Below are 22,987 nucleotides of genomic sequence, written 5' to 3'. Positions count from 1 at the left end.
ATGCGAATGGGTTTGATTTTCTCTTTTCTCAAAAAATATAAAGTCGCTGCAATAGCTGCCCTAGTGATGATGCTTATTGAACTAGCGGTGGAATTGTCACAGCCTTTACTCATTTCCAAAATTATTGACCAGGGCATTAAAGAACAGAATTCCTCTGTAGTATGGCTCTGGGGCGGTGTATTGATCGGCAGCGCGGTAGTCGCGTTTATAGCTGGAGTGTTAAGTTCTTTTTTTGCTGCCCATGCGAGTCAGAGCTTTGCTTTTGATCTTAGGGACAAGTTATATGAAAAGGTACAATCCTTTACATATGAAGTATTCAATCGGTTTGCTACCTCGTCGCTGATCACACGTCTGACCGGCGATGTATCGCAGCTGCAGGACACTATATTTATGAGCCTTCGCTTTATGACACGGGTGCCACTGGTTGTGGTGGGCAGTGTGATTATGGCATTGGTTGTTCATGTGAAGCTGGGATTATTTCTCACTGTAGCTCTACCTTTGTTGCTTCTCTTCCTTTACTTCATCATGAGAAAAGCTTCTTTGTTATTTCGCAACGTACAAAATCGGCTAGACGGTGTGAATGGAGTAATTCAGGAGAATCTTACAGGAATTCGCTTAATCCGTGTGTTCGTGCGCATGGGACATGAGATTGGACGGTTCACGGTATTTAGCGGGAATTTGATGAGATCCACGGTATCTGCGCTGCGTTTGACCGAGACGACGATGCCATTTGTTATGCTAATTGTGAATGCAGCGATTATGCTGATCCTATGGTTTGGACGGATTGAGATTGCAAATGGGGATGCTACTTTAGGAGAAACCGTTGCGGTTATTAATTACTCTTTACGAACCATTGGAGCATTGTCAGCAATATCTGGGCTAGTCGTTACAATTTCTAGGGCACGCGCCTCCTCACAGCGTATTACAGAAGTGATGTCAGCAGGCGCTGGAGTTAAGGAAGGCGGAGCCGCAAAGAGCGAACCGATACAGGGACATGTTCAATTTGAAGGCATCAGCTTCAAGTATCCTGAAAGTAACATTTCAGTGCTTGAGGATATTACTTTTGAAGTTTCTGCTGGTGAGCGAGTAGCGATTATGGGAGCCACCGGATCAGGAAAGTCTTCTCTTGTCGGTCTCATCCCACGTTTATACGAAGAGACAGACGGCATCATTAGCATTGATGGGCAAAAGAGCAGCGATATCGATATTTCAAGATTGCGGCGATCGATTGGTTACGTTCCTCAAGAAGTACAGCTCTTCAGCGGATCGATCCGCGATAATATCGCTTGGGGCAATGAACATGCCACACAGGAACAAATCGAACACGCAGCGTCTGCCGCTCAAATTCATGCAACAGTGATGGAATTGCCTAATGGTTATGACACGATGCTTGGTCAACGAGGGGTAAATCTATCTGGTGGGCAAAAGCAGCGGTTGACCATTGCTCGGGCGCTTGTGAGGAAGCCTGCTATTTTGATCCTCGATGACAGCACGAGTGCGCTTGATGCTGTGACAGAAGGACTTTTGCTGGAGGCACTAAAAGAAATTTCTTGTACAACCTTCCTGATTACTCAAAAGATCAGTTCAACTGCATCTGCCGATTTGATTTTGCTGTTGGACGAAGGGCGCTTAATCGGTAAGGGATCACATGAGGTGCTTATGGCAAGCTCTCCGCTGTACCGCAAGATTTATGAATCACAGGTAGAGGAGGCGAAGCAGCATGTTCAAAGCAATTCTTGAACCCTTTCGTCACCCAAAACCCGTCATTGAGCTTGGAGCTGGAAGAAGTCTTGGTTCAGCAGCTGGAAGGAAGCCAAAAGCGAAGGCGAAGGATTGGGGCGGCACGCTCATGCGGATTTGGAGCTATCTTGCCGAGCGTAAAGCTAAGCTTTTTCTCGTTCTGTTAATGGTGGTCTTCAGCTCGGCTTTAGCGCTGCTCGGGCCTTATATGATTGGTAAAGCCGTGGATGATTATCTGGAAGGCACTGGCGGACGTTCGTGGACGATTTTTTTGATCAGCCTTGGTAGTGTATATATTTTCTATTCTTTAACATCTTGGCTGCAAAATATTTGGATGATCGAAATCGCTCAGGAGACAGTATTTCGGATGCGCACGGAGTTGTTTTCTCATCTGCATCGTTTGCCGATCTCATTTTTTAACCGGAGACAGCAGGGCGAAATCATGAGCCGCCTCACTAACGATATTGAGAACGTCAGCTCTACACTGAATAGCTCAGCTATTCAGATCTTTTCCAGTGTGTTGACGTTGCTCGGAACGGTTGGTGTAATGCTGTGGCTCAGTCCTCTTCTGACGCTGCTTACATTCCTGGTTGTGCCTTTGATGCTATTAGGCATGCGCTGGATCACTCGGCGTACGGGTCCGCTTTTTAAAGAACGTCAGCGCAATGTGGGTGAGTTAAATGGTTATATAGAAGAGACGTTATCCGGTCAACGGATTATCAAGGCTTTTTCACAAGAGGAACGGGTCATCGCTGGTTTTCATGAACGCAATGAGCGAATTATGCTCTCTGGATATTGGGCACAGTCCATTTCCGGGTTCATTCCTAAGCTGATGAATGGACTTAATAATTTGAGCTTCGCTATTGTTGCTGGAGTTGGCGGTTTGTTAGCGATTCGCGGAGCGATTACGGTCGGTGTGATTATTGTGTTTGTAGAATATACGCGTCAATTTACTCGCCCTCTTAATGACTTAGCGAATCAGTGGAATACACTACTGTCAGCGGTTGCGGGAGCGGAAAGAGTGTTTGAAGTGCTGGACGAAGAGACGGAAGCTAAAGATGAAGGTGAAGCCACTTCGCTGGTTAAAGTTGAAGGTGCAGTGAAGTTCGAAAAGGTATCTTTTTCATATGACGGAAGTTCTAACACACTGCATGATATTAGCTTTGAAGCGAAGCCTGGCGAGATGATTGCCTTAGTAGGACCTACTGGTGCCGGCAAAACGACACTTATCGGACTGTTATCCCGTTTCTATGATCCCAATCAGGGTAAGATTACGTTGGATGGCTTAGATGTCACTTCGATTCGGCGTGAAAGCCTGAGGAGCCATATGGCGTTTGTGTTGCAGGACTCCTTTTTGTTCAAGGGCAGCATCCGCGATAATATTCGTTACGGGAGACTGGACGCTTCCGATGAGGAGGTCGAAGCAGCGGCGAAGCTGGCTAACGCTCATTCTTTTATTACCCGAATGCCGGAAGGTTATGATCGAATGCTCTCTGCTGATGGTAGCGGCATAAGCCAAGGACAGAAGCAATTGCTATCCATTGCAAGGGCTATTCTTGCCAACCCTTCCATGCTTGTTCTTGATGAAGCCACTAGCAGTATCGATACCGTGACCGAAATCAAGATTCAGGAAGGACTACAGGCGTTGATGAAGGGACGGACCAGCTTCGTTATTGCCCATAGACTGGGTACCATCCGCGCTGCAGATCGAATTCTTGTTCTTCAAGGGGGCAGATTGTTGCAGCAGGGCTCTCATGAGGAGTTGTTGAAGCAAGGGGGCTTGTACAGCGAGTTGGTTCAGGGTGGCCGTAGAGAGTCGCTTGATAAAGCTGGGCTTTAAGCTGCGCATAAAAAGGCGGGAGTTTTCAAGGAAGCGCAAGTTGCTTCCATGAGAGCTCTCGCCTTTATGTAATGTGTGGAGATTCATTTTGCATTCGAAGGAGTTGTTGGATGGTTTGATTTAACCTTATTTGGAATGAATTCTATTGTACAAAGTACAATGAGAGGGGGATTTTGCTGCCTAGGAGATCGTTTCTTGCGCTGCAGCTTGCTTCGCTTGTTGTTTCTCCTTGAACCTAGGGCCAACATAATTACGTTTGCGATCTCTTGCTAGAATCCAGCCCCCAAGGAAAGTCATACCTGCTGCAAAGAGAAGGAAACCACCGCCAAAGTGAAGCCAAGCGAAATCTGGGACAACGGAGTCATCGCCATGCATAGAGATATAATCAAAAATATCGTCCTTCATCATTAAGAAGCCCTTCATTGCGATTAAACCAGGAAACACAAGAATAAGGATGGCAATGAAGCGTGAAATTAACAGTTTCATAAATGTCTCCTACCCCTCTTAGCCCATTAGATTCAACCATATGATAACGCTTTAGTAAGAAAAAGTCTATTTGGATATGACGTTTATAAGTTTTGTAATACTCTAAAAAGAGAGTACAATATACAATGTAAAATGAACTTACGTGTAATGACTGGAGGATACATATCATGACAATTTCATGTGACGTGGCCATTCTTGGCGGAGGAACCGGGGGATATGTGGCAGCCATTCGCGCTGCACAGCTTGGTAAGTCTGTCGTCGTCATCGAAATGGACAAACTGGGAGGAACCTGCCTGCACCGTGGCTGCATTCCTAGCAAATCGCTGCTCAGAAGTGCAGAAGTATATGCTGAAATCAATGAGAGCGAGAGCTATGGCATTGAGACAAGCGGTGTACAGCTTGTATTCCCAAAAGTACAAAAGCGCAAGGAAGCGGTAGTTGAACAACTTCATCAGGGCGTACAATATTTGATGCGCAAAAATAAAATACAAGTTATTAAAGGCAAGGGGCGCGTGACGGGTCCCTCTATTTTTTCCCCACGTAGTGGTGCTGTTGCTGTGGAACTAGAAGACGGTGAAATGGAAACAGTGGTCTCTAACCATCTTATTATTGCTACAGGATCTCGTCCGCGTGTATTACCTGGTCTGGAACCAGACGGGAAAGTTATTCTTAGCAGTGATGAAGCACTCACACTCGACGAGTTACCTTCTTCCATCATTATTGTTGGAGGCGGAGTAATTGGGGTGGAATGGGCCTCTATGCTTGTTGATTTCGGAGTACAGGTTACGGTAGTTGAAGCTGCTGGTCAGTTACTACCTCAAGAGGATGAAGAAGTAGCTAAAGAACTACAACGCTTATTGAAAAAACGTGGCGTTAAAGTTCTAACTGAAACTACAGTAGATGCTGCAACCTGTAAGGTAACTGAGGATGGAATAACGATCGATGCCCGTAAGGGAGAGCAAACTCAAAGTTTATCCGCAGAAAAGCTGCTAGTATCCGTAGGCAGAGTAGCAAATATCGAGAATATTGGTCTGGAAAATACAGATATTCGCTTTGATAAAGGAATTATCGCTGTAAATGCTAGTATGCAGACGGCTGAACCGCATATTTATGCGATTGGCGACTGTATCGGTGGATTACAATTAGCACATGCGGCCAGTCATGAAGGCATTATGGCGGTCAACCATCTCGCAGGTGAGAGACTTCATCCTTATCATACACATCTTGTACCGCGCTGTGTCTATACACGTCCTGAAGTAGCGAGTGTGGGTCACACTGAGAAGGAAGCTAAGGCAATGGGACATGATGTAGTGACTGGGAAATTCCCTTTCTCAGCCATTGGCAAGGCGATTGTATACGGTCAGAAGGACGGGTTTGTTAAAGTTGTAGCGGATCGAACCAGCGGAGATATTCTCGGTGTGCAGATGGTTGGTCCTCATGTAACGGATCTAATCGGAGAAGCGGCACTAGCCCAACTGCTTGATGCAACACCTTGGGAAATTGGTGAGGCCATTCATGCTCACCCTACGCTATCGGAGATCATTGGAGAAGCAATGTTAGCAGTAGACGGAAGATCTATCGGGATTTAGCTTTTCTTTTTGGGTAGAAAGGGATTATAATAAACTCAAGCCAAGTCTTAGTACCAGGTTTTAAGATCAGGATACAATTGGTCTTAAATCCTGTAAGACTCAGGCTTTATGAATAAGGAGGTATCTCTTTATGGAATCCCAAGATACTGTAGAAACGATTAACAGACATAAGCAGCTTGGACTAAGTGACGGCCAGGTCATCGATATGTACAGATATATGTTGCTCGCGCGTAAATACGACGAGCGCAGTCTGCTGCTTCAGCGCGCTGGCAAGATTAACTTTCATGTCTCCGGCATTGGCCAGGAGGCGGGTCAGGTAGCAGCAGCATTTGCGCTGGACCGGCAGAATGATTATTTTTTACCATATTATCGTGATTATGCTTTCGTACTCTCCGTGGGTATGACTACTCGTGAACTGATGTTGTCTGTGTTCGCAAAGGCAGAAGATCCAAACAGTGGTGGGCGGCAAATGCCAGGTCACTTTGGAAGTAAGCGTCTGCGTATTGTGACAGGCTCAAGTCCTGTAACCACGCAGGTCCCTCATGCGGTTGGTTTTGCTTTGGCAGCCAAAATGCAAAAGAAAAAATTCGTCTCATTTGTAACCTTCGGAGAAGGCTCCAGCAACCAAGGCGATTTTCATGAAGCTTGTAACTTTGCCGGAGTGAATAAGCTGCCGGTTATTATTATGTGTCAGAATAATCAGTACGCGATCTCTATTCCTGCTCACAAACAGCTGGGCGGTAAGGTCAGCGACCGTGCTCTTGGTTATGGGTTTCCAGGTGTGCGTGTAGACGGCAATGATCCACTGGAAGTATATCGTGTCGTTAAGGAAGCTCGGGAAAGAGCACTTGCGGGGGAAGGTCCTACGTTGATCGAAGCTATGATGTACCGTTTATCTCCACACTCCACCTCGGATAATGATTTGGCTTATCGGACCAAAGAAGAGGTTGATGAGAACTGGAAGAAGGACGGCGTAGCAGGATTCCGCAATTACCTGACCGGTCTGGGACTTTGGAGTGACGAGCAAGAACAAGATCTTATTGCTGAATGCAATCTTGAGCTTAAAGCAGCTATCGAATATGCTGACAACGCTCCGTTCCCGAAACCGGAAGATACACTGCTGTATGTTTACAGTGATTCCGACCTGAAAGGAGGAGCATAAACCATGGCTATAATGGAATATATCGATGCCATTCGGCTCGCGATGAAGGAAGAAATGGAACGCGATGAATCCGTGTTTGTGCTTGGCGAGGACGTGGGGCTCAAAGGTGGCGTATTTACCACTACAAAAGGTCTGCAAGAACAGTTCGGAGAAGAGCGTGTACTGGATACACCGTTAGCGGAATCGGCTATAGCTGGTGTGGCGATTGGTGCAGCTATGTATGGTATGAAGCCTATTGCTGAAATGCAGTACTCTGATTTCATGCTTCCAGCAACGAATCAAATCATTAGCGAAGCGGCCAAAATCCGCTATCGTTCAAATAACGATTGGAATTGTCCGGTTGTCATTCGTGCGCCAATCGGCGGCGGTGTATTTGGCGGTCTGTACCATTCTCAGTGCCCAGAATCGATTTTCTTCGGTACACCAGGATTGAAGATTGTCGCACCTTACTCTGCTTACGATGCAAAAGGGCTATTGAAAGCAGCCGTACGTGATCCTGATCCGGTTTTATTCTTCGAGAACAAGAAGTGCTATAAGCTGATCAAGGAAGAAGTGCCAGAAGGTGATTATATCGTTCCAATTGGCGAAGCTAATCTGCTGCGTAAGGGAACAGATATTACGGTTATTGGTTATAGTTTGCCATTGCATTTTGCGATGCAAGCAGCAGAAGAATTGGAGCGCGAAGAAGGCATTACAGCGCATATTCTGGATCTGCGGACCTTGCAACCTCTTGATCGTGAGGCGATCATAGCTGCTGCTCGTGAGACAGGGAAGGTTCTTATTGTGCACGAGGACAATAAAACGGGCGGTATTGGTGGCGAAGTGGCGGCGATTATCGCTGAACATTGTCTATTTGAACTAGACGCGCCGATCTTCCGTCTTTGTGGTCCGGATGTTCCGGCGATGCCAATCAGCCCACCAATGGAGAAGTTCTTCATGCTTAGCAAAGAAAAGGTGAAGGCGGAAATGCTTCGACTGGCGCAATATTAAAATAGTTAAGTGGACGCGAAGCTTCGTAAAACTTAAAGACTATGCTTACGAAGTGAGTTTTACTTCGTAAAACATAAGCGAATGCTTACGATGCAAGTTTTACTGCGAAGTATTTCTAATAAGCGAAGCTTCGTAAAACTTTTAAGATTATGCTTACGAAGTGAGTTTTACTTCGTAAAACTTTTAAGGAGTGAAAAGATGTCTGACAACCAAAAGTTGACTGACGTGATCATGCCGCAGCTGGCGGAATCGCTAGTATCGGCGACGATCGGCAAATGGCTGAAGAAACCGGGCGATCCGGTAGAGCAATACGAACCGATATGTGAGCTTATTACAGATAAGGTAAATGCTGAATTGCCTTCAACGATAGATGGAGTTATGGGTGAACTATTGGCGGAAGAAGGTCAGGTTGTCAATGTCGGCGAAGTCATTTGTCGTATTGCCGTGCCTGTGACAACATCTGCTGCTCCAAACGTGACTAACACAGTTGCAGCTAATTCCTCTAATACTATTGCAGGGCAAAATGCTACATCAACTGCTAACGATTCAATGCGTGCGCGGTATTCTCCCGCAGTACAGACTTTGGCGGCTGAGCATAACATCGACCTGACTTTAGTTATGGGTACTGGTATGGGTGGTCGGATTACCCGTAAGGATGTGCTAGCCTTCATCGAAAGTGGCGGAGCTACATCTCCAGCTTCGATTTCTGCTAGTCAACCTGCTCCAGTGGTGTCACAACCGCCTGTTCCACAGTTCGTTCAAGCCGAAAAGAAGAAGACGGAAGAGCCTCTTCGTCATTCGGGTCTACATTTAAGCGAATCTCCTCGTATTCCAACCATAGAAGTTGAGGGTGGTCGAGGCAGCAGTTCTGAGTATCTAATTGATGTAACACCAATCCGGAATACAATCGCTACAAGAATGCGCCAAAGTGTCTCGGAGATTCCGCATGCTTGGACAATGATTGAGGTAGATGTGACTAATCTGGTCGCACTGCGCAATAAACATAAGGATGAGTTCAAGCGTAAAGAAGGTATCAATCTAACCTATCTGGCTTTCATGATGAAGGCTGTTGTGAGTGCGATTAAGGATTACCCGATTATGAACTCTGTCTGGGCTGTAGACAAAATTATCGTCAAACGTGATATCAATATCTCGTTAGCGGTAGGTACTGAAGATTCGGTTATCACTCCAGTAATTAAGAAGGCTGATCAGAAAAACGTTGCTGGGCTGGCACGTGAGATTGATGAATTGGCACAAAAAACCCGCGAAGGCAAACTGAGTCTGGAAGATTTGCAGGGAGGGACTTTCACTGTAAATAACACAGGTTCTTTCGGCTCCATTCTATCTTATCCAATCATTAACTATCCACAGGCAGCGATCTTAACGTTTGAATCGATTGTGAAAAGACCTGTGGTTATTAACGATATGATAGGTGTGCGATCAATGGCTAATATCTGTCTGTCACTGGATCATCGGATTCTGGACGGAGTGATTTGCGGTCGTTTCTTGCAACGCGTCAAGGATAACATTGAAGGATATACCCCAGATACGAAACTTTACTAAAAAATAATAACGAGCCAAACTGTGCAGGCATGAGACTGAAAAAGGGGACCTGACGGTATGAATAATTCGGATATTCGTAAGCTGCAGATTTCATATGACCCTATTATGGAGTATGGGGAGGCTTGGGATCTGCAAAAGGAAAGTGTGCACGCCATTGATGCTGGTGAGCAACCGGAACGATTGATTCTTTTGCAGCATCCGCCTACCTATACTATTGGTTCACAGAATCATCCCGAACATCTTCTTCTAGATGAAGAGCAGCTCAAAGAAAAAGGAATTGCGCTGTTTGAAATCGACCGGGGAGGAGATATTACATATCACGGACCGGGTCAGCTTGTAGGTTATCCGATCCTTATGCTCGGTGAAGAAGGTAAGGTAGATTTACGCGGGTACTTGCGCAGTCTGGAAGCAGTGATTATTGATTATTTGGCATCCTACGGAATTGTAGGAGAACGGAAGCCGGAGTATACAGGGGTATGGGTTGGCGACGAGAAGATCTGTGCCATTGGAGTCAAGTTTAACAAAAGCAAATTCCGAAGAGGGTTTGTTACTAGCCATGGTTTTGCTTTTAACATTTCTGAAGGAATATCTGGATACGGCTTTCAAGGGATTATTCCATGCGGTATCACTGAATTTGGAGTAACTTCCCTAGAGGAGTGTGCAGGTCGTCGTTTTGAACTTCAAGATGTGGCTAAAGAATTGGTTCCGTATTTTCTAAGACACTTTCCTTATGAAGAGCAGGATGAGTTCTTTGGCACTATGGCTTAAGGTTGATTAACGAACTAACAGGCAAGCCAAATAGCGGCAAGGGGGTCCCTAGCCGCTATTATCAATGTTCCTTGTGTAGATATTAACCTGCAAGGAAAGGCTCGATAACCATAAAGAGCGTAGAGGCAATCATGGCGAACAACATGACGTAGATGAAGATTTTGAACCACTTATTACGTTGCATGAGTAGCTCCTTTAGATTTAGTTTAAGTTAATAGCATGAAGATGGATGGTCTTTCTGTACAACCATTGTAACGTATTCACGAAAGAGAGGGAAGTCCAGTGATTTCACAAGACAGATTGATTCAAGAATTTATGGAACTTGTCCAAGTTGATAGTGAAACAAGAAATGAACGGCAGATTGCCGATGTACTTAAGAGTAAATTTAACGCTCTGGGATTAGAAGTTACCGAAGATGATTCCCAGGAAAGAACAGGACATGGAGCGGGTAATCTGTTCATTACCTGGCCGGCTGAGAACGGTGGAGCTGCACCAAAGCTACTGTTCACTTGCCATATGGATACGGTTGTTCCTGGACAAAATATCAAGCCTACGCTTGGCGCGGATGGATGGATTACAAGTGACGGCACTACAATTCTTGGAGCGGATGACAAAGCTGGACTAGCTGCACTATTCGAAGCAATTAGAGTGATTCAAGAGCAAAAATTACCACATGGTCAGATTCAGTTTGTAATTACTGCGGGTGAAGAATCTGGATTGCTAGGTGCGCGTTCGATGGATCCGAGTAACTTGGATGCAGATTTCGGTTTCGCACTCGATTCCAATGGTGAAGTCGGAGCGATTGCAGTTGCGGCACCTACGCAAGCTAAAATAACGATGCAAATATTTGGAAAATCTGCTCATGCAGGTGTTAATCCAGAGGACGGCATCAGTGCGATTCAAGTAGCCAGCAAAGCGATCGCTGCTATGAAGCTTGGTCGGATCGACAACGAAACGACTGCGAATATCGGTAAATTCGCCGGCGGCGGCCCTACGAATGTGGTGTGCGATCACGTTCAATTGGATGCCGAAGCACGTAGTATCGTGCAGGAAAAGGTTGGCGATCAAATCGCTTCGATGCGTGAAGCACTGGAGACCACTGTCCGAGAATATGGTGCAGAATGCGAATTCCGCAGTGAAATAATTTATCCAGCGTTCAGTTTTAATGAGAATGATCCAGTGGTACAGCTTGCACAGCGGGCTATTACTTCTATGGGACTCACACCACGACTGTTCCACTCTGGTGGAGGAAGTGACGCTAACGTGTTCAATGGCCTAGATGTTCCGACCGTTAACCTCGCTGTAGGTTACGAACATATCCATACTACTAAGGAACGGATTAAAGCCGAAGACATTGTTAAAGTGGCTGAGCTTGTAGTGAACATTGTTAAAGAGAGTGTAAAGGGCTAACCTTTGTATAAGGCAGTAGAGCAGCGATCCTCCGTGTAGGATTGCTGCTCTGTTTTTTTTATAGGTAAGTTTTATCTACTGGGCAAGGTCAAAGGACAGTATGAAAATACCCGCGTTTAAGCTCAGCTGAGTCCGATAGGAAGATTGCTATTCAGATTCAGCAGAGGGAAGCCCAAATTTAAGGGGTGTTCCAGCAGCCAGTGAATGGCTATTGGAACACCCCATAATTTTAGGGACAAGTATCACTATGTCCTAATGGAAAGTTATCCGGCCTTAGACGGAATGATCTTGGATTGATCCTTTAGGGAAAGGATGTATGTGAGGGGCATATCGGGCCCATACCGCTCTATCCACCTAGCTAAGATGGCTTTGATTTCTTCCGGTTTACCTACCATTGTGACTGCGGATGAGCTTGTACGGCTGAAGATTTCGTTCATCTGAAATTCCTTCTTTCCCTTTAAGTTTGCTATAATACACCGTATGCAGAATAGAGATAAAGGAGACCAGAAATTTTATGGGAAACCAACATTTACACAGCAAGCCGGAGCTTGACGAAGTGACGCTGTCTACAAAGCCTATATTTGATGGGAAGATCATATCTTTACAAGTGGACACTGTGAGATTGCCGGATGGTAATACCGCAACACGTGAGGTTGTGAAGCATCCCGGCGCAGTAGCAGTGCTTGCTTTGAACAACAACAAAATGTTAGTTGTGGAACAATATCGTCAGCCTATGCACCGTACAGAGGTGGAGATTCCAGCCGGTAAGCTGGATCAAGGGGAAGACCCTTTAGTTGCGGCTGGTCGTGAGCTGAAGGAAGAGACCGGTTTTCATAGCGGTGATCTGAAGTTACTTAAATCGTTCTATACTTCTCCCGGCTTTGCTGATGAGATTATTCATTTGTATGTTACTAATAATGCCGAGCCAGGGGACATGTCGCTTGACGAGGATGAATTTTTAGAGGTCTCGGAGCTTACCTTGGAGGAAGCCTATCAATATATAGCTGACGGACGTATCGCGGACGCGAAGACGATGATGGCGGTGTACGCTTGGCATTTATACACCCTGACAGGCCAATGGAACTAACACCTGAACTGAAGAACTTCTATTGCGATCTGCATGTTCATATCGGACGAACGTCGGAAGGACAAGCGGTCAAAATCAGCGGCAGCCGCGAGCTCACCTTTGCTGGAATCGCTAAAGAAGCTGCAGAGCGTAAGGGTCTTGAGATGATAGGTATTATTGATAGTCATTCACCTGGCGTTCTACGTGATATTCAGCGTTCCTTAGAATCTGGAGAGATGACGCTAGCACAAGGTGGAGGGATCGCTTATCAGGGGACTACGATCATCCTAGGAACGGAGATTGAAATCCGCGAACCTGGGCGAAAAGAGTGCCACGTACTCGCCTTCATGCCCGACGTGGAGCGGATGACAGATTTCAGTGCTTGGATGAGTCGCCATATGCGAAATGTGAACCTTAGTTCCCAGCGCCTCTATGCACCGGCTAGAGAGCTTCAGGATGAGATTTATGAGCGAGGGGGCATTCTAATCCCTGCACATATTTTCACGCCTCACAAGGGCTTGTACGGCTGCACTGCGGAACGGATGTCAGATATCTTTGATCTGGATCGGATAGCTGCAGTTGAGCTTGGGCTGAGTGCAGATTCTGAAATGGCAGGTTATCTTTCTGAGCTCGATAACTTCACATTCTTAACGAACTCTGATGCGCATTCTCTGGGCAAATTAGGCCGCGAGTATAATGTAATGGCTTTGGCACAACCTTCTTTTGCTGAACTGCGACTCGCACTTGAACGTAAGGAAGGACGGAAGGTAACTGCCAATTTCGGACTTAATCCTCGGCTTGGTAAATACCACCGAACCTACTGCGGAGGCTGCGGTAGTATTATTGATGAAGCATATGTCACATCGGAGCGTTGCCAGTATTGTGGCAGTCTGAAATTGGTGAGGGGTGTATTCGACCGCATCCTAGATATTGCTGACCGCAAGAAACCTGTAGTGCCTGCAGACCGTCCGCCTTATCACTATCAGGTTCCACTTGAATTTATACCGGGTCTCGGGAAGGCTAAAATGAATGCGTTGCTGCAAGCTTTTGGCACCGAGATGAACATTTTGCATGGTTGTGGTGAAGCGGAAATTGCTAGCGTAGTAGGAGTGGATTTGGCTTCTATGATCGTTCAGGCTCGCTCAGGTATATTGAAACTATCTGCAGGCGGTGGGGGAACATACGGTAAAGTCGTGCAACCCGAAATGTAGAGTTATTGTACTAAGGACAAGTCATATCACGGGGCGTTTTCTCATATGGTGTAACATGTAACCGGAAAGGGGAACGTCTCGATGCGTAATTTAAGGCTGATGATGAAGGAACAGACGCCTCTGTATATTTTTGTCGGCGTATTATTTCTGGTAGGTGTTGTATTTGGAGCTCTTATCGTTAGTGCGCTTACGATGGATCAGCAACAGGAACTGGGTGATTATCTGGGGAATTTCTTTGTGACGGTTGATCAACAGAGTCTACCAGCGGCACCTGATTCGTATTGGAGTATAGCGGCCTTGAATCTAAAATGGATTGGGCTGATCTGGATCCTTGGATTATCAGTCATTGGGTTACCGGGAATCTTGATTCTTGATTTTCTTAAAGGGGTATTGATCGGTTTTTCGGTCGGTTGTCTAGTCAGTCAATATTCGTGGCACGGGATGCTGTTTGCTCTAGTCTCTGTGGCACCGCACAATCTGGTGCTGATCCCTGTGTTGTTAGTGAGTAGTGCTGCGGCAATTGCCTTTTCCTTGCAGATGATTCGTAGCCGAGTGTTAGGTCAACGCCGGACACCAGTGACGCGACCTTTTACTATGTACACGATATTGTCACTTGTGATGGCTCTGTTGATTCTGGGCGTTTCTAGTTTTGAGACCTATGTTACGCCGATCATGATGCGCTGGGTTACGCCTTCACTTGTACAAGCAGTGACTACCTTGGGATTGCAGTAAAAGCGTTTGACTTCTCAAAGCGACACCCCCTATAATGGAAGAAGTGGTTTGAAGACCGGTGAGGTAATTTTCCAAGGGGGAGGGAGACAATGGAAGCCCGGATAGACAAAATTAAGCAACAGTTACAATCCCAAGGATACAAGCTTACACCCCAACGGGAAGCGACCTTAAGAGTGCTGCTGGAGAATGAGGAAGATCATCTTAGTGCAGAAGATGTTTTTATGCTTGTGAAAGAGAAGGCTCCCGAGATCGGTCTTGCGACTGTATATCGTACCCTGGAACTTCTTAGCGAGCTTCATGTCGTAGAAAAGATTAACTTCGGAGACGGTGTCGCCCGTTATGATCTACGAACAGATACTGCAAAGCACCATCATCATCATTTAATTTGTGTGCAATGCGGTAGTATGGATGAGATCCGCGAGGATTGGCTAGGACCGCTAGAAGAGCGACTGGAGAAAGAATTTAATTTCACAGTGCTTGATCATAGACTTGATTTTCATGGGATATGCTATCGGTGTAGCGATAAGAATAATTCAAACGGAAATCCGTCCTAAGTCATCTTATAATGAAATTCACTTCATAAGCTCTCCCCGGTTTTTTTTACCGGAGAGAGCTTTTTAAATGATTGGTCTATTGGAGGTATACATATCAGCCCGTTTTGGTGCATAAGGTGAAGGACGAGCAGATCTTAACTATATATTAGTGGGAGGCGTCCATATGATCGTTTCTATGCCCAAAACAGTTCGCAAGCTGTATTTTATGATCATGTTTGTGGCTCTAAGTTATTTGCTCTACAGTGCTATGAGCTGGCTTGGTGAATGGATTAGTCCGATAGAGAATTATGGAATTCCTGAAGGCACCGCTGTTCGGGCATTTGATCATGCCGATCGTAGTGATGATGGTCTGGATACAAGACAGCGCTTGCGCTTTTATTACTGGTACGGAGAATGAAAGCTTCGTGGGAAGCAGGAACAGGCGAGAAGAATGTCGAAGAAAACTAGGGTGGATTCATGCAGCGTATACTAAATGTACACATCTGCAGAACCCTCATGCTGAATGTGCTGCAGGAAGTCACTATGAGTAGCTGCGCCAGGACAGGAGCGTGAAATAATGAAGTCACACTTGCAGCCTTTTTTACATTATTTATCCGGAGATAAAGGCTTATCTCCGAATACATTGGAATCTTACGGTAGGGATGTATCGCAGTTTTTGGAGTTTGCTGAAGAGCGGGGGGCAGTTCAGCCTGAGGAGATCCGAAGATCTCATGTGATGTTATATCTTGGCTCATTACGCGGAGCGGGACGAGCAACTGCAACGTTGAACAGAAACGCAGTGTCCCTTCGTGCTTTTTTTCATTATTTGTTGAAGGAACGTTTGATTGAGCAGGACCCAACGCTGGACATGGAGACAATGAAGCCTGATAAGAAAACTCCTATGGTGCTTACCATTTCAGAAATTGAGCAGCTATTAGCTGCACCAGATGTGAATACGCCACAAGGGATGCGCGATAAGGCTATGTTGGAATTGCTCTATGCAACAGGCATTAAGGTCTCTGAATTAATCTCGCTAAACGTGAACGATGTGCATACGGATATGAAATTTGCACGTTGCACAGGAACTTCCGGCAAGGAGCGGGTGGTTCCGATTGGAACCATTGCTGCTGAGAGTGTAGCGGCTTACATTTCACATATGCGGGACAAGCTGCTCCGTGATCAACAGGAGGAGCCGGCTATGTTCCTGAATAGTTTAGGCGGGAGATTAACCCGTCAAGGTTTTTGGAAAATCATAAAAAAATACGCGCGGGAAGCAAACATTGAGCAGGATATTACACCGCATACACTTAGGCATTCCTTTGCAGCCCATCTACTGGAAGGCGGGGCAGATTTACGATCCGTACAACAAATGCTGGGTCATGCCGATATTTCGACGACTCAGATTTATAACGGTATTGCCCGTAAGAATATGAAGGAAGTATATGAGAGCCACCATCCCAGAGCTCGTTAATTCTGCTTCAAAGATGCTTTTTGTGAGTAAGATGGTTATGATGGAATCATACTGAAAGGATAGACTGGGGATTGCTCCGCAGGTTATCCTTTAGCAGAAACGGATACCTGATAAGCGGTACGTTGTATCGCTAGTTTCGGAAGCGTATGTCTTCTGGAAGACGGTACAGCCGTTTCTTCTTGTTGGTACGAAAGAATACCTATATAAAAAAGGAGTGAAGACAACAATGTCCTCATTTAAACGAATTGGTTTTATTGTTCTAGATAGTGTTGGTATCGGTGAAGCGCCAGATGCTGCGAATTTCGGTGATGCTGGGTCGCATACGCTTGGTCATATATTGGATCGTGTACCTGGATTGAAGCTACCTAATCTCCAGAAGCTTGGGTTAGCTAATATTGCTCCGCTCCCGCCGCTTGAGCCTGTAGCTTCACCAACAGGGTACTACGGCAAAATGCAGGAAGTATCAGTAGGCAAGGATACGATGACCGGACACTGGGAGCTAATGGGGCTGAAGATTGAGGTTCCCTTCAATACGTATCCTGATGGCTTTCCAGCAGAGTTGATTGAGAAGTTCGAAGCGGCAACTGGTCGCAAGGTGATCGGTAATAAACCGGCTTCCGGTACGGAGATTCTAGTTGAATATGGCGAAGAGCAAATGAAAACTGGGGCTTGGATAGTTTATACCTCTGCGGACAGCGTATTCCAGCTTGCTGCACATGAAGATATCATTCCACTCGAAGAGCTGTATAGCGCATGTAAAATAGCCCGTGAGCTGACGATGGCTCCAGAATTCTCGGTGGGTCGCGTGATTGCTCGTCCATATGTTGGCGAACCAGGAAATTTCGTTCGGACGCCAAACCGGCATGACTATGCTGTAAAGCCCCCAGAACCAACGGTAATGAACGCGCTGGCTGATATCGGCAAGGATGTTATCGCAGTAGGTAAGATCAACGATATCTTTACAGGAGAAGGGGTTACAGCTTCTTATCCTACGAAGAGCAATGAACATGGAATCGAAGTGACTATTGAGCAGCTTCGTCAGCCTTTTGACGGTTTCCTGTTTACAAATCTGGTGGATTTTGATTCTTTGTATGGGCATCGTCGTGATCCAGAAGGATACGGCCATGCACTGGAAGTATTCGATCAGGCACTGCCTGAAATTCTATCTACACTCGGTGAAGATGATCTATTGATTATTTCTGCAGACCATGGTAACGATCCGATCCATGCTGGAACTGACCATACCCGTGAATATGTGCCGCTCTTAATCTATAGCCCACGGTTTAAACATCCAGAAAGTTTGGGCATTCGTGAAACCTTCTCTGATGTAGCTGCAACCATTGCTGATAACTTTGGTGCGAAGGCGCCTCAGTATGGGACAAGCTTTTTAGCGAAACTGCAATAAGAGATTGTGGGCGGCTTCACAACATTAATGAAGGAGGATCATCCATGAGCGCGTTAACTCAAAAAGAAATTCAAGAAGCAGCCATTTATATAAAAGACAAATGTCCGGTGGCTCCGGAAATTGGCTTGATCCTTGGTTCAGGTCTCGGTGTGCTGGCAGATCTTATCACTGATGGAGTGAGCATTCCATATGATGAGATTCCTCACTTTCCTGTGTCTACTGTAGAAGGACATGAGGGCGAGCTGTTGATTGGTATGATAGAAGGACGCCGTGTTGTGATGATGAAGGGTCGCTTTCATATGTATGAGGGCTATGGACCGGAAGTAACAGCATTTCCTGTGCGGGTTATGAAAGAGCTTGGTATAGCCAGTTTACTAGTAACGAATGCTGCTGGTGGAGTGAACACAGATTTCAAACCAGGCGATCTTATGCTTCTTACAGATCATCTTAATATGACTGGACGTAACCCGTTAATAGGGCCTAATGATCCTGCACTTGGGGTGCGCTTCCCAGATATGTCGACCGCCTACAGTCGCCGCCTGATTCAGGTAGCAAAGGAAACGGCAGCTCAGCAGAATTTCGAGTTCAAAGAAGGCGTATATGCAGGTCTCCTGGGACCTTGTTACGAAACGCCTGCTGAAATCGTAATGCTTCGTATTCTAGGCGCGGATGCTGTGGGGATGTCTACTGTATCGGAGACCATTGTTGCGCGTCATGCGGGTATTGAAGTATTGGGTATCTCCTGTATTACTAATATGGCTGCGGGAATCCTGGATCAACCTCTCAATCATGAAGAGGTGATGGAAACTGCAGAACGTGTGCGTGAGCGTTTCTTGAAGCTGGTCTTAGGCTTTATTCCAAAAATGTAATTTCGGGGACTGCATTTTGAATTACTGGGAGGTCATATTTATGACACAAGTGATTAAACGTAAGCCATTAACGTATGATCAGGTAATGAAAGTAGTTAATTTGACTAAACCAAAATATATCGGATTTGCTCGCGCAAATGTCCGTGAATTGCAGGTGTAAGATGAGAGCTGTCGATATTATTCAGAAAAAAAGAGATGGTGGAGAGCTGAGTCGTGAGGAAATATCTTTCCTAATTCAAGGCTACAGTAAAGGTGAAATTCCTGATTATCAACTTTCCGCTTGGGCCATGGCGGTTTATTTTCAAGGCATGAACGCACGGGAGACCGGCGATCTAACGATGGAAATGGCGATGTCCGGTGATCAAGTAGATCTTAGCCCAATCGCAGGAATTAAGGTTGATAAACACTCGACAGGTGGAGTGGGAGATAAGACTACTGTTGTACTTGCTCCTTTGGTAGCCTCTGCTGGAGTACCTGTAGCAAAGATGTCTGGACGGGGTCTTGGGCATACAGGAGGTACACTCGATAAGCTGGAGTCGATCACTGGCTTCTCAGTAGAGATGGATCGAGATCGTTTCTTTGATCAAGTAGGTGAAATCGGTGCTGCCGTGATCGGCCAGTCGGGCAACATTACACCCGCAGACAAAAAGCTGTATGCCCTTCGGGATGTAACTGCGACTGTTGAATCCATCCCTCTTATCGCAAGCTCAGTGATGAGCAAGAAGATTGCAGCAGGTGCAGACGCTATTGTTCTAGATGTCAAAACCGGCAGCGGTGCTTTTATGAAGACGCTTGATGATTCTATTGCGCTTGCTCAAGCCATGGTTGACATCGGCACACATCTGGGTCGTAATACAGTCGCTATCATCAGCGACATGGATCAACCGCTCGGATATGGAATTGGCAATGCGCTCGAAATCAAGGAAGGAATCGAGACCTTAAAAGGTCACGGTCCGAAGGATCTGCAGGAAGTCTGTCTTATTCTGGGTAGCCAGATGCTTGTTCTTGGTGGCAAAGCCAAGGATGAAGAAGAGGCCCGCTCGATGCTTTTGACACATATTGAAGATGGCACAGCGTTGGAGAAATTCAAACAAATCGTGAGTGCGCAAGGCGGAGATGTTTCGCAAATCGATGATCCGGAGAAACTGCCTGCTGCCAAACGATTCATTGAAGTGAAAGCAAAAACTAAGGGGTTCATTGAGGGGATTCAAGCAGAAGAAATCGGCATTGCTGCTATGCTGCTTGGTGCCGGACGTGAAACCAAGGAATCTGTGATAGATTTGGCTGTGGGTATTCAACTTTCTAAAAAGGTTGGAGATGCAGTAGAGGTCGGCGATACCCTTGCAGTATTGCATATCAACGATGCCAGTGATAAGAAGGTAGAGGAAGCTGAAGATAAGGTATTAGAAGCCTACCGTATTACATCTGAATCGATTCCACCATTACCACTGGTATTCGCGCTTGTTACGAAGGATGGGGTAACACGGTACTAGTCAAGGTAAATAATTATGGTCATGACGAAGACCCTAAACAGACAGCAGAGCAGCGATCTTCCCATTACGGGAAGATCGCTGCTCTTTTTTGGTAACAATTACAGACGATTATCGATCTTATTGAAAATCTGAGAAGCCCCGCTATTTGTATTACACATTACTACTACAGTCTCACCACTAGTAGGATAGAAAGCCGATCGGAAGGAAACGCCGGGATCGTAGCCCATAATGTGGAACTTGATCACCTCTCCTTCTCGGAGGGTGATCCATACGCCATAACCATAATATCCTTCGCCGTCCACATGAATGTGGGGTGTAAGTAACAACGAAGTGAGTACTGGACTCAAAAGTGTGTGGTTCATTAGCCCTTTCCAGAATAGCTGCATATCGGGAGCGGTTACAAAAGCTCCACCGTCAGCGCCTCCCTTTACCGGGATTGAATAGATGTTGGTCCTCCAGTCACCGTTTTCTTCCTCTATGTATCCGAGTGCACAATTGGCAGGTAAGGCATCTAACGTAAAATAACCGGATTGCTTCATTCCACAAGCCTTAAAGATGTGAAGCTCCACATAGTCGCAAAAGGACATTCCACTCAATTCCTCCACCAGAAGGCCTAACACGATATATCCGGCATTGTTGTAGTGGAAACGTTCGCCAGGGGTCCGCATCATGGGGAGGTTTTGGAACAACGACACAAAGTCATTAAGCTGCCGCAAAGTGTACATAGGTCGTGTTTTCCACAGTTCCTCGAAATCATCCATGATTGTTTCATCAAAATAATCCGGAATACCAGAACTGTGCGTAAGCAGCTGATGTATGGTGATCTCAGGATTAAAGAGAGGGAAATCTACCTTTTTCAGATAATCTAAGACTCTACTTTCGAAAGAAATCAATCCCTGTTCGACAAGTTGGCAGACGGCAACCGCCGTAAATAATTTACACCCGGAAGCAATCCCAAACCGAGTATGAATATTGTTTTCGCGTTTATCCGACTTATTAGCATAACCGTAACAGCTGCTGATGATTTCTTTATCCTGTTGATTTACCAGCACTATACCAGAGAAATTGTTCTGTTTAGCTTCTGCTTCAATACAATCTGCAAGATGGTTCATCTGTATATTCACTCCTCTATAAACCTGTTAAGTTCTTAAATAGATTCGTTCTAACCTTTCATTTTCCTTTAAAGGGGCTTAAATGAATACGGAAAAAATGGAAAACATTAAAATTTGAAATAATTTTTGATCTCCCCTATAATAAAAATGCTCTGCAACTGCTGCTGGGCTTTTTTTAATTGATAACCTTATAACTTCTTGTGATAAATAATTGTGGTTATTTCCTTGAAAATGGAATAATTTCCACCCTTTCTGACGAAACTGGAACACAGTACCTGTGATATGAAGGTTAACGTTCAGGAGGGGAACCATTGTGAGAAAATTGCGTTTTGCTGTGCTTGTGCTCTGTATTGCTGTGTCGGTTCTAGGACCTATGTCAGGCGCTTATGCAGAGGAAAAAAACAAGGACTCTGGCAGTAAAGCTGCCGCTGTAGACCTCGCACCGGGAGCACGTTCTGCGATTTTGATGGACGCTGGTACCGGTACTGTTATTTATGAGAAGAACAGCCATGATAAGCTGCCTCCCGCAAGTATTACGAAGATTATGACGATGTTACTAACGGTGGAAGCGCTGGATGAAGGTAGACTGCAACTGACGGATAAGGTGCGGACAAGTGAATATGCGGCTTCGATGGGCGGATCGCAGATTTTTCTGGAGCCGGGTGAAGAAATGACGGTAGACGATATGCTCAAAGGCATCGCTATGGCGTCTGGTAATGATGCTTCTGTCGCTATGGCGGAAAAAATAGCGGGTTCAGAGAGTGCTTTTGTAGACTTGATGAATAAACGTGCAGAGGAGCTGGGTCTAAAAGATACCCATTTTGCCAACTGTAACGGTCTTCCAGCCGCCAATCACTATTCCTCAGCATACGATATTGCGGTCATCAGTCGGGAACTTTTGAAGCATGATCAAATTATCAAATATACGGGTTCCTATCAGGATTACTTACGCAAGGATTCAACCAAACCGTTCTGGTTGGTGAATACGAACAAGCTGGTGCGTTTCTACACTGGTGCTGATGGACTGAAGACAGGGTATACTGCAGAGGCTAAATTCTGTCTGTCCGCTACAGCGGCGAGAGATGGCCTGCGTGCAGTCGCTGTTGTGCTAGGCGAACCGAACACAAAGACACGCAACAGTGAAGTCTCAGGCATGTTCGATTACCTGTTCTCGCAATATAAGGTACACACGATCCACAAAGAAGGGGATGCTATCGGCACCCTCAAGATCGAAAAGGGCGTAAAATCGGAGCTGCCGATCACAGCGAAAGAGACGTACAGTGTTCTTTTGAAAAAAGGTGTGGCCCAAGAAGGCATTCGCCACGAATTAGTATTGCCGGAAAGCGTGAAGGCTCCAGTGGCTGAAGGTCAATCTGTAGGCAAGCTGGTTGTCTACCAAGGTACCCAAGTGATTAAGGAATATGATTTAAAAGCTGGGGAAGCTGTGCCGAAAGCAGGCTGGTGGAAGCTCTTTAAGCGTACAACAGGCTCGATGTTCGGCGTAGATTAAAAACAGTTTTTTTGTAGATTACTCCCATGTACTCTGT

Annotated in this window: 22 protein-coding genes; 18 read left to right on the top strand and 4 right to left on the bottom strand. The window is 45.8% G+C overall.

Annotated features, from left to right (window positions below; genetic code table 11):
• Positions 1 to 6: 6 nt before the first annotated feature.
• A complete protein-coding gene (locus NSU15_RS21150; RefSeq protein WP_076121470.1) occupies positions 7 to 1,740 on the top strand; it encodes an ABC transporter ATP-binding protein in 1,734 nt (577 codons plus the stop codon).
• A complete protein-coding gene (locus NSU15_RS21145; RefSeq protein WP_339287461.1) occupies positions 1,721 to 3,580 on the top strand; it encodes an ABC transporter ATP-binding protein in 1,860 nt (619 codons plus the stop codon). Before NSU15_RS21150 ends, NSU15_RS21145 begins: the two co-directional genes overlap by 20 nt.
• Before the next feature lie 180 nt (positions 3,581 to 3,760).
• Here NSU15_RS21145 and NSU15_RS21140 read toward each other — a convergent pair whose 3' ends face one another.
• Entirely contained in the window at positions 3,761 to 4,066 is a 306-nt protein-coding gene (locus tag NSU15_RS21140) for a DUF2627 domain-containing protein (RefSeq protein ID WP_042129764.1), read from the bottom strand.
• Between the two features lie 167 nt (positions 4,067 to 4,233).
• Here NSU15_RS21140 and lpdA point away from each other — a divergent pair, with 167 nt between their 5' ends.
• The 5 genes from lpdA to lipB all read left to right on the top strand — a co-directional run bounded on the left by lpdA (position 4,234) and on the right by lipB (position 10,138).
• Entirely contained in the window at positions 4,234 to 5,655 is a 1,422-nt protein-coding gene (gene lpdA, locus NSU15_RS21135; RefSeq protein ID WP_339287460.1) for a dihydrolipoyl dehydrogenase, read from the top strand.
• A 130-nt stretch (positions 5,656 to 5,785) separates the two neighbouring features.
• Positions 5,786 to 6,817, top strand: a complete 1,032-nt coding sequence (locus NSU15_RS21130) for a thiamine pyrophosphate-dependent dehydrogenase E1 component subunit alpha (protein ID WP_339287459.1) — start codon at positions 5,786 to 5,788, stop codon at positions 6,815 to 6,817.
• Between the two features lie 3 nt (positions 6,818 to 6,820).
• A complete protein-coding gene (locus tag NSU15_RS21125) occupies positions 6,821 to 7,807 on the top strand; it encodes an alpha-ketoacid dehydrogenase subunit beta (RefSeq protein WP_042129758.1) in 987 nt (328 codons plus the stop codon).
• 198 nt (positions 7,808 to 8,005) lie between these two features.
• Positions 8,006 to 9,370, top strand: a complete 1,365-nt coding sequence (locus NSU15_RS21120; protein WP_339287458.1) for a dihydrolipoamide acetyltransferase family protein — start codon at positions 8,006 to 8,008, stop codon at positions 9,368 to 9,370.
• Between the two features lie 57 nt (positions 9,371 to 9,427).
• Positions 9,428 to 10,138: a lipoyl(octanoyl) transferase LipB gene (gene lipB, locus NSU15_RS21115; RefSeq protein WP_042190382.1), complete on the top strand. Its 711-nt coding sequence runs from the start codon at positions 9,428 to 9,430 to the stop codon at positions 10,136 to 10,138.
• An 82-nt stretch (positions 10,139 to 10,220) separates the two neighbouring features.
• On the opposite strand, the gene prli42 is transcribed toward lipB, so the two are convergent.
• Positions 10,221 to 10,322: a stressosome-associated protein Prli42 gene (gene prli42, locus NSU15_RS21110; RefSeq protein ID WP_094872112.1), complete on the bottom strand. Its 102-nt coding sequence runs from the start codon at positions 10,320 to 10,322 to the stop codon at positions 10,221 to 10,223.
• 98 nt (positions 10,323 to 10,420) lie between these two features.
• On the opposite strand from prli42, the gene NSU15_RS21105 reads away from it, so the two are divergent.
• On the top strand, positions 10,421 to 11,548 hold the full coding sequence (locus NSU15_RS21105) for a tripeptidase T (RefSeq protein WP_042129753.1): 1,128 nt from the start codon (positions 10,421 to 10,423) through the stop codon (positions 11,546 to 11,548).
• Positions 11,549 to 11,811: 263 nt separating this feature from the next.
• Here the strand turns inward: NSU15_RS21105 and NSU15_RS21100 are convergent, their stop codons facing one another.
• Positions 11,812 to 11,985: a hypothetical protein gene (locus tag NSU15_RS21100; protein WP_156114838.1), complete on the bottom strand. Its 174-nt coding sequence runs from the start codon at positions 11,983 to 11,985 to the stop codon at positions 11,812 to 11,814.
• A gap of 77 nt (positions 11,986 to 12,062) precedes the next feature.
• Between NSU15_RS21100 and NSU15_RS21095 the strand changes: the two genes are divergently transcribed.
• The 9 genes from NSU15_RS21095 to NSU15_RS21055 all read left to right on the top strand — a co-directional run bounded on the left by NSU15_RS21095 (position 12,063) and on the right by NSU15_RS21055 (position 20,328).
• A complete protein-coding gene (locus NSU15_RS21095; protein ID WP_042129751.1) occupies positions 12,063 to 12,635 on the top strand; it encodes an NUDIX hydrolase in 573 nt (190 codons plus the stop codon).
• Positions 12,626 to 13,825, top strand: a complete 1,200-nt coding sequence (locus NSU15_RS21090; RefSeq protein WP_076121478.1) for an endonuclease Q family protein — start codon at positions 12,626 to 12,628, stop codon at positions 13,823 to 13,825. The genes NSU15_RS21095 and NSU15_RS21090 overlap by 10 nt, the downstream gene beginning before the upstream one ends.
• 81 nt (positions 13,826 to 13,906) lie before the next feature.
• Positions 13,907 to 14,557, top strand: a complete 651-nt coding sequence (spoIIM, locus tag NSU15_RS21085) for a stage II sporulation protein M (RefSeq protein ID WP_339287457.1) — start codon at positions 13,907 to 13,909, stop codon at positions 14,555 to 14,557.
• 89 nt (positions 14,558 to 14,646) lie between these two features.
• A complete protein-coding gene (locus tag NSU15_RS21080; protein ID WP_042129744.1) occupies positions 14,647 to 15,111 on the top strand; it encodes a Fur family transcriptional regulator in 465 nt (154 codons plus the stop codon).
• 163 nt (positions 15,112 to 15,274) lie between these two features.
• Positions 15,275 to 15,508 (top strand): DUF4227 family protein, encoded by a 234-nt coding sequence (locus tag NSU15_RS21075; protein WP_339287456.1) that lies wholly within the window; start codon positions 15,275 to 15,277, stop codon positions 15,506 to 15,508.
• A 159-nt stretch (positions 15,509 to 15,667) separates the two neighbouring features.
• Entirely contained in the window at positions 15,668 to 16,561 is an 894-nt protein-coding gene (gene xerD, locus NSU15_RS21070) for a site-specific tyrosine recombinase XerD (protein WP_042129741.1), read from the top strand.
• Positions 16,562 to 16,787: 226 nt separating this feature from the next.
• On the top strand, positions 16,788 to 17,966 hold the full coding sequence (deoB, locus tag NSU15_RS21065) for a phosphopentomutase (RefSeq protein WP_339287455.1): 1,179 nt from the start codon (positions 16,788 to 16,790) through the stop codon (positions 17,964 to 17,966).
• A gap of 44 nt (positions 17,967 to 18,010) precedes the next feature.
• A complete protein-coding gene (locus NSU15_RS21060) occupies positions 18,011 to 18,835 on the top strand; it encodes a purine-nucleoside phosphorylase (RefSeq protein WP_042129737.1) in 825 nt (274 codons plus the stop codon).
• A gap of 161 nt (positions 18,836 to 18,996) precedes the next feature.
• On the top strand, positions 18,997 to 20,328 hold the full coding sequence (locus NSU15_RS21055) for a pyrimidine-nucleoside phosphorylase (protein WP_076121485.1): 1,332 nt from the start codon (positions 18,997 to 18,999) through the stop codon (positions 20,326 to 20,328).
• Between the two features lie 98 nt (positions 20,329 to 20,426).
• Here NSU15_RS21055 and NSU15_RS21050 read toward each other — a convergent pair whose 3' ends face one another.
• Positions 20,427 to 21,440, bottom strand: coding sequence for a serine hydrolase (locus NSU15_RS21050; protein ID WP_339287454.1), 1,014 nt, complete (start codon positions 21,438 to 21,440; stop codon positions 20,427 to 20,429).
• Between the two features lie 373 nt (positions 21,441 to 21,813).
• Here NSU15_RS21050 and NSU15_RS21045 point away from each other — a divergent pair, with 373 nt between their 5' ends.
• Positions 21,814 to 22,950 (top strand): D-alanyl-D-alanine carboxypeptidase family protein, encoded by a 1,137-nt coding sequence (locus NSU15_RS21045; RefSeq protein ID WP_081390066.1) that lies wholly within the window; start codon positions 21,814 to 21,816, stop codon positions 22,948 to 22,950.
• Positions 22,951 to 22,987: the final 37 nt, after the last annotated feature.

Origin of the sequence: Paenibacillus sp. FSL E2-0201 (assembly GCF_037963325.1) — a bacterium.
In the GTDB taxonomy this organism is placed as follows: Bacteria; Bacillota; Bacilli; order Paenibacillales; family Paenibacillaceae; genus Paenibacillus_AQ.
This window is presented reverse-complemented; position numbering and strand designations above follow the sequence as displayed.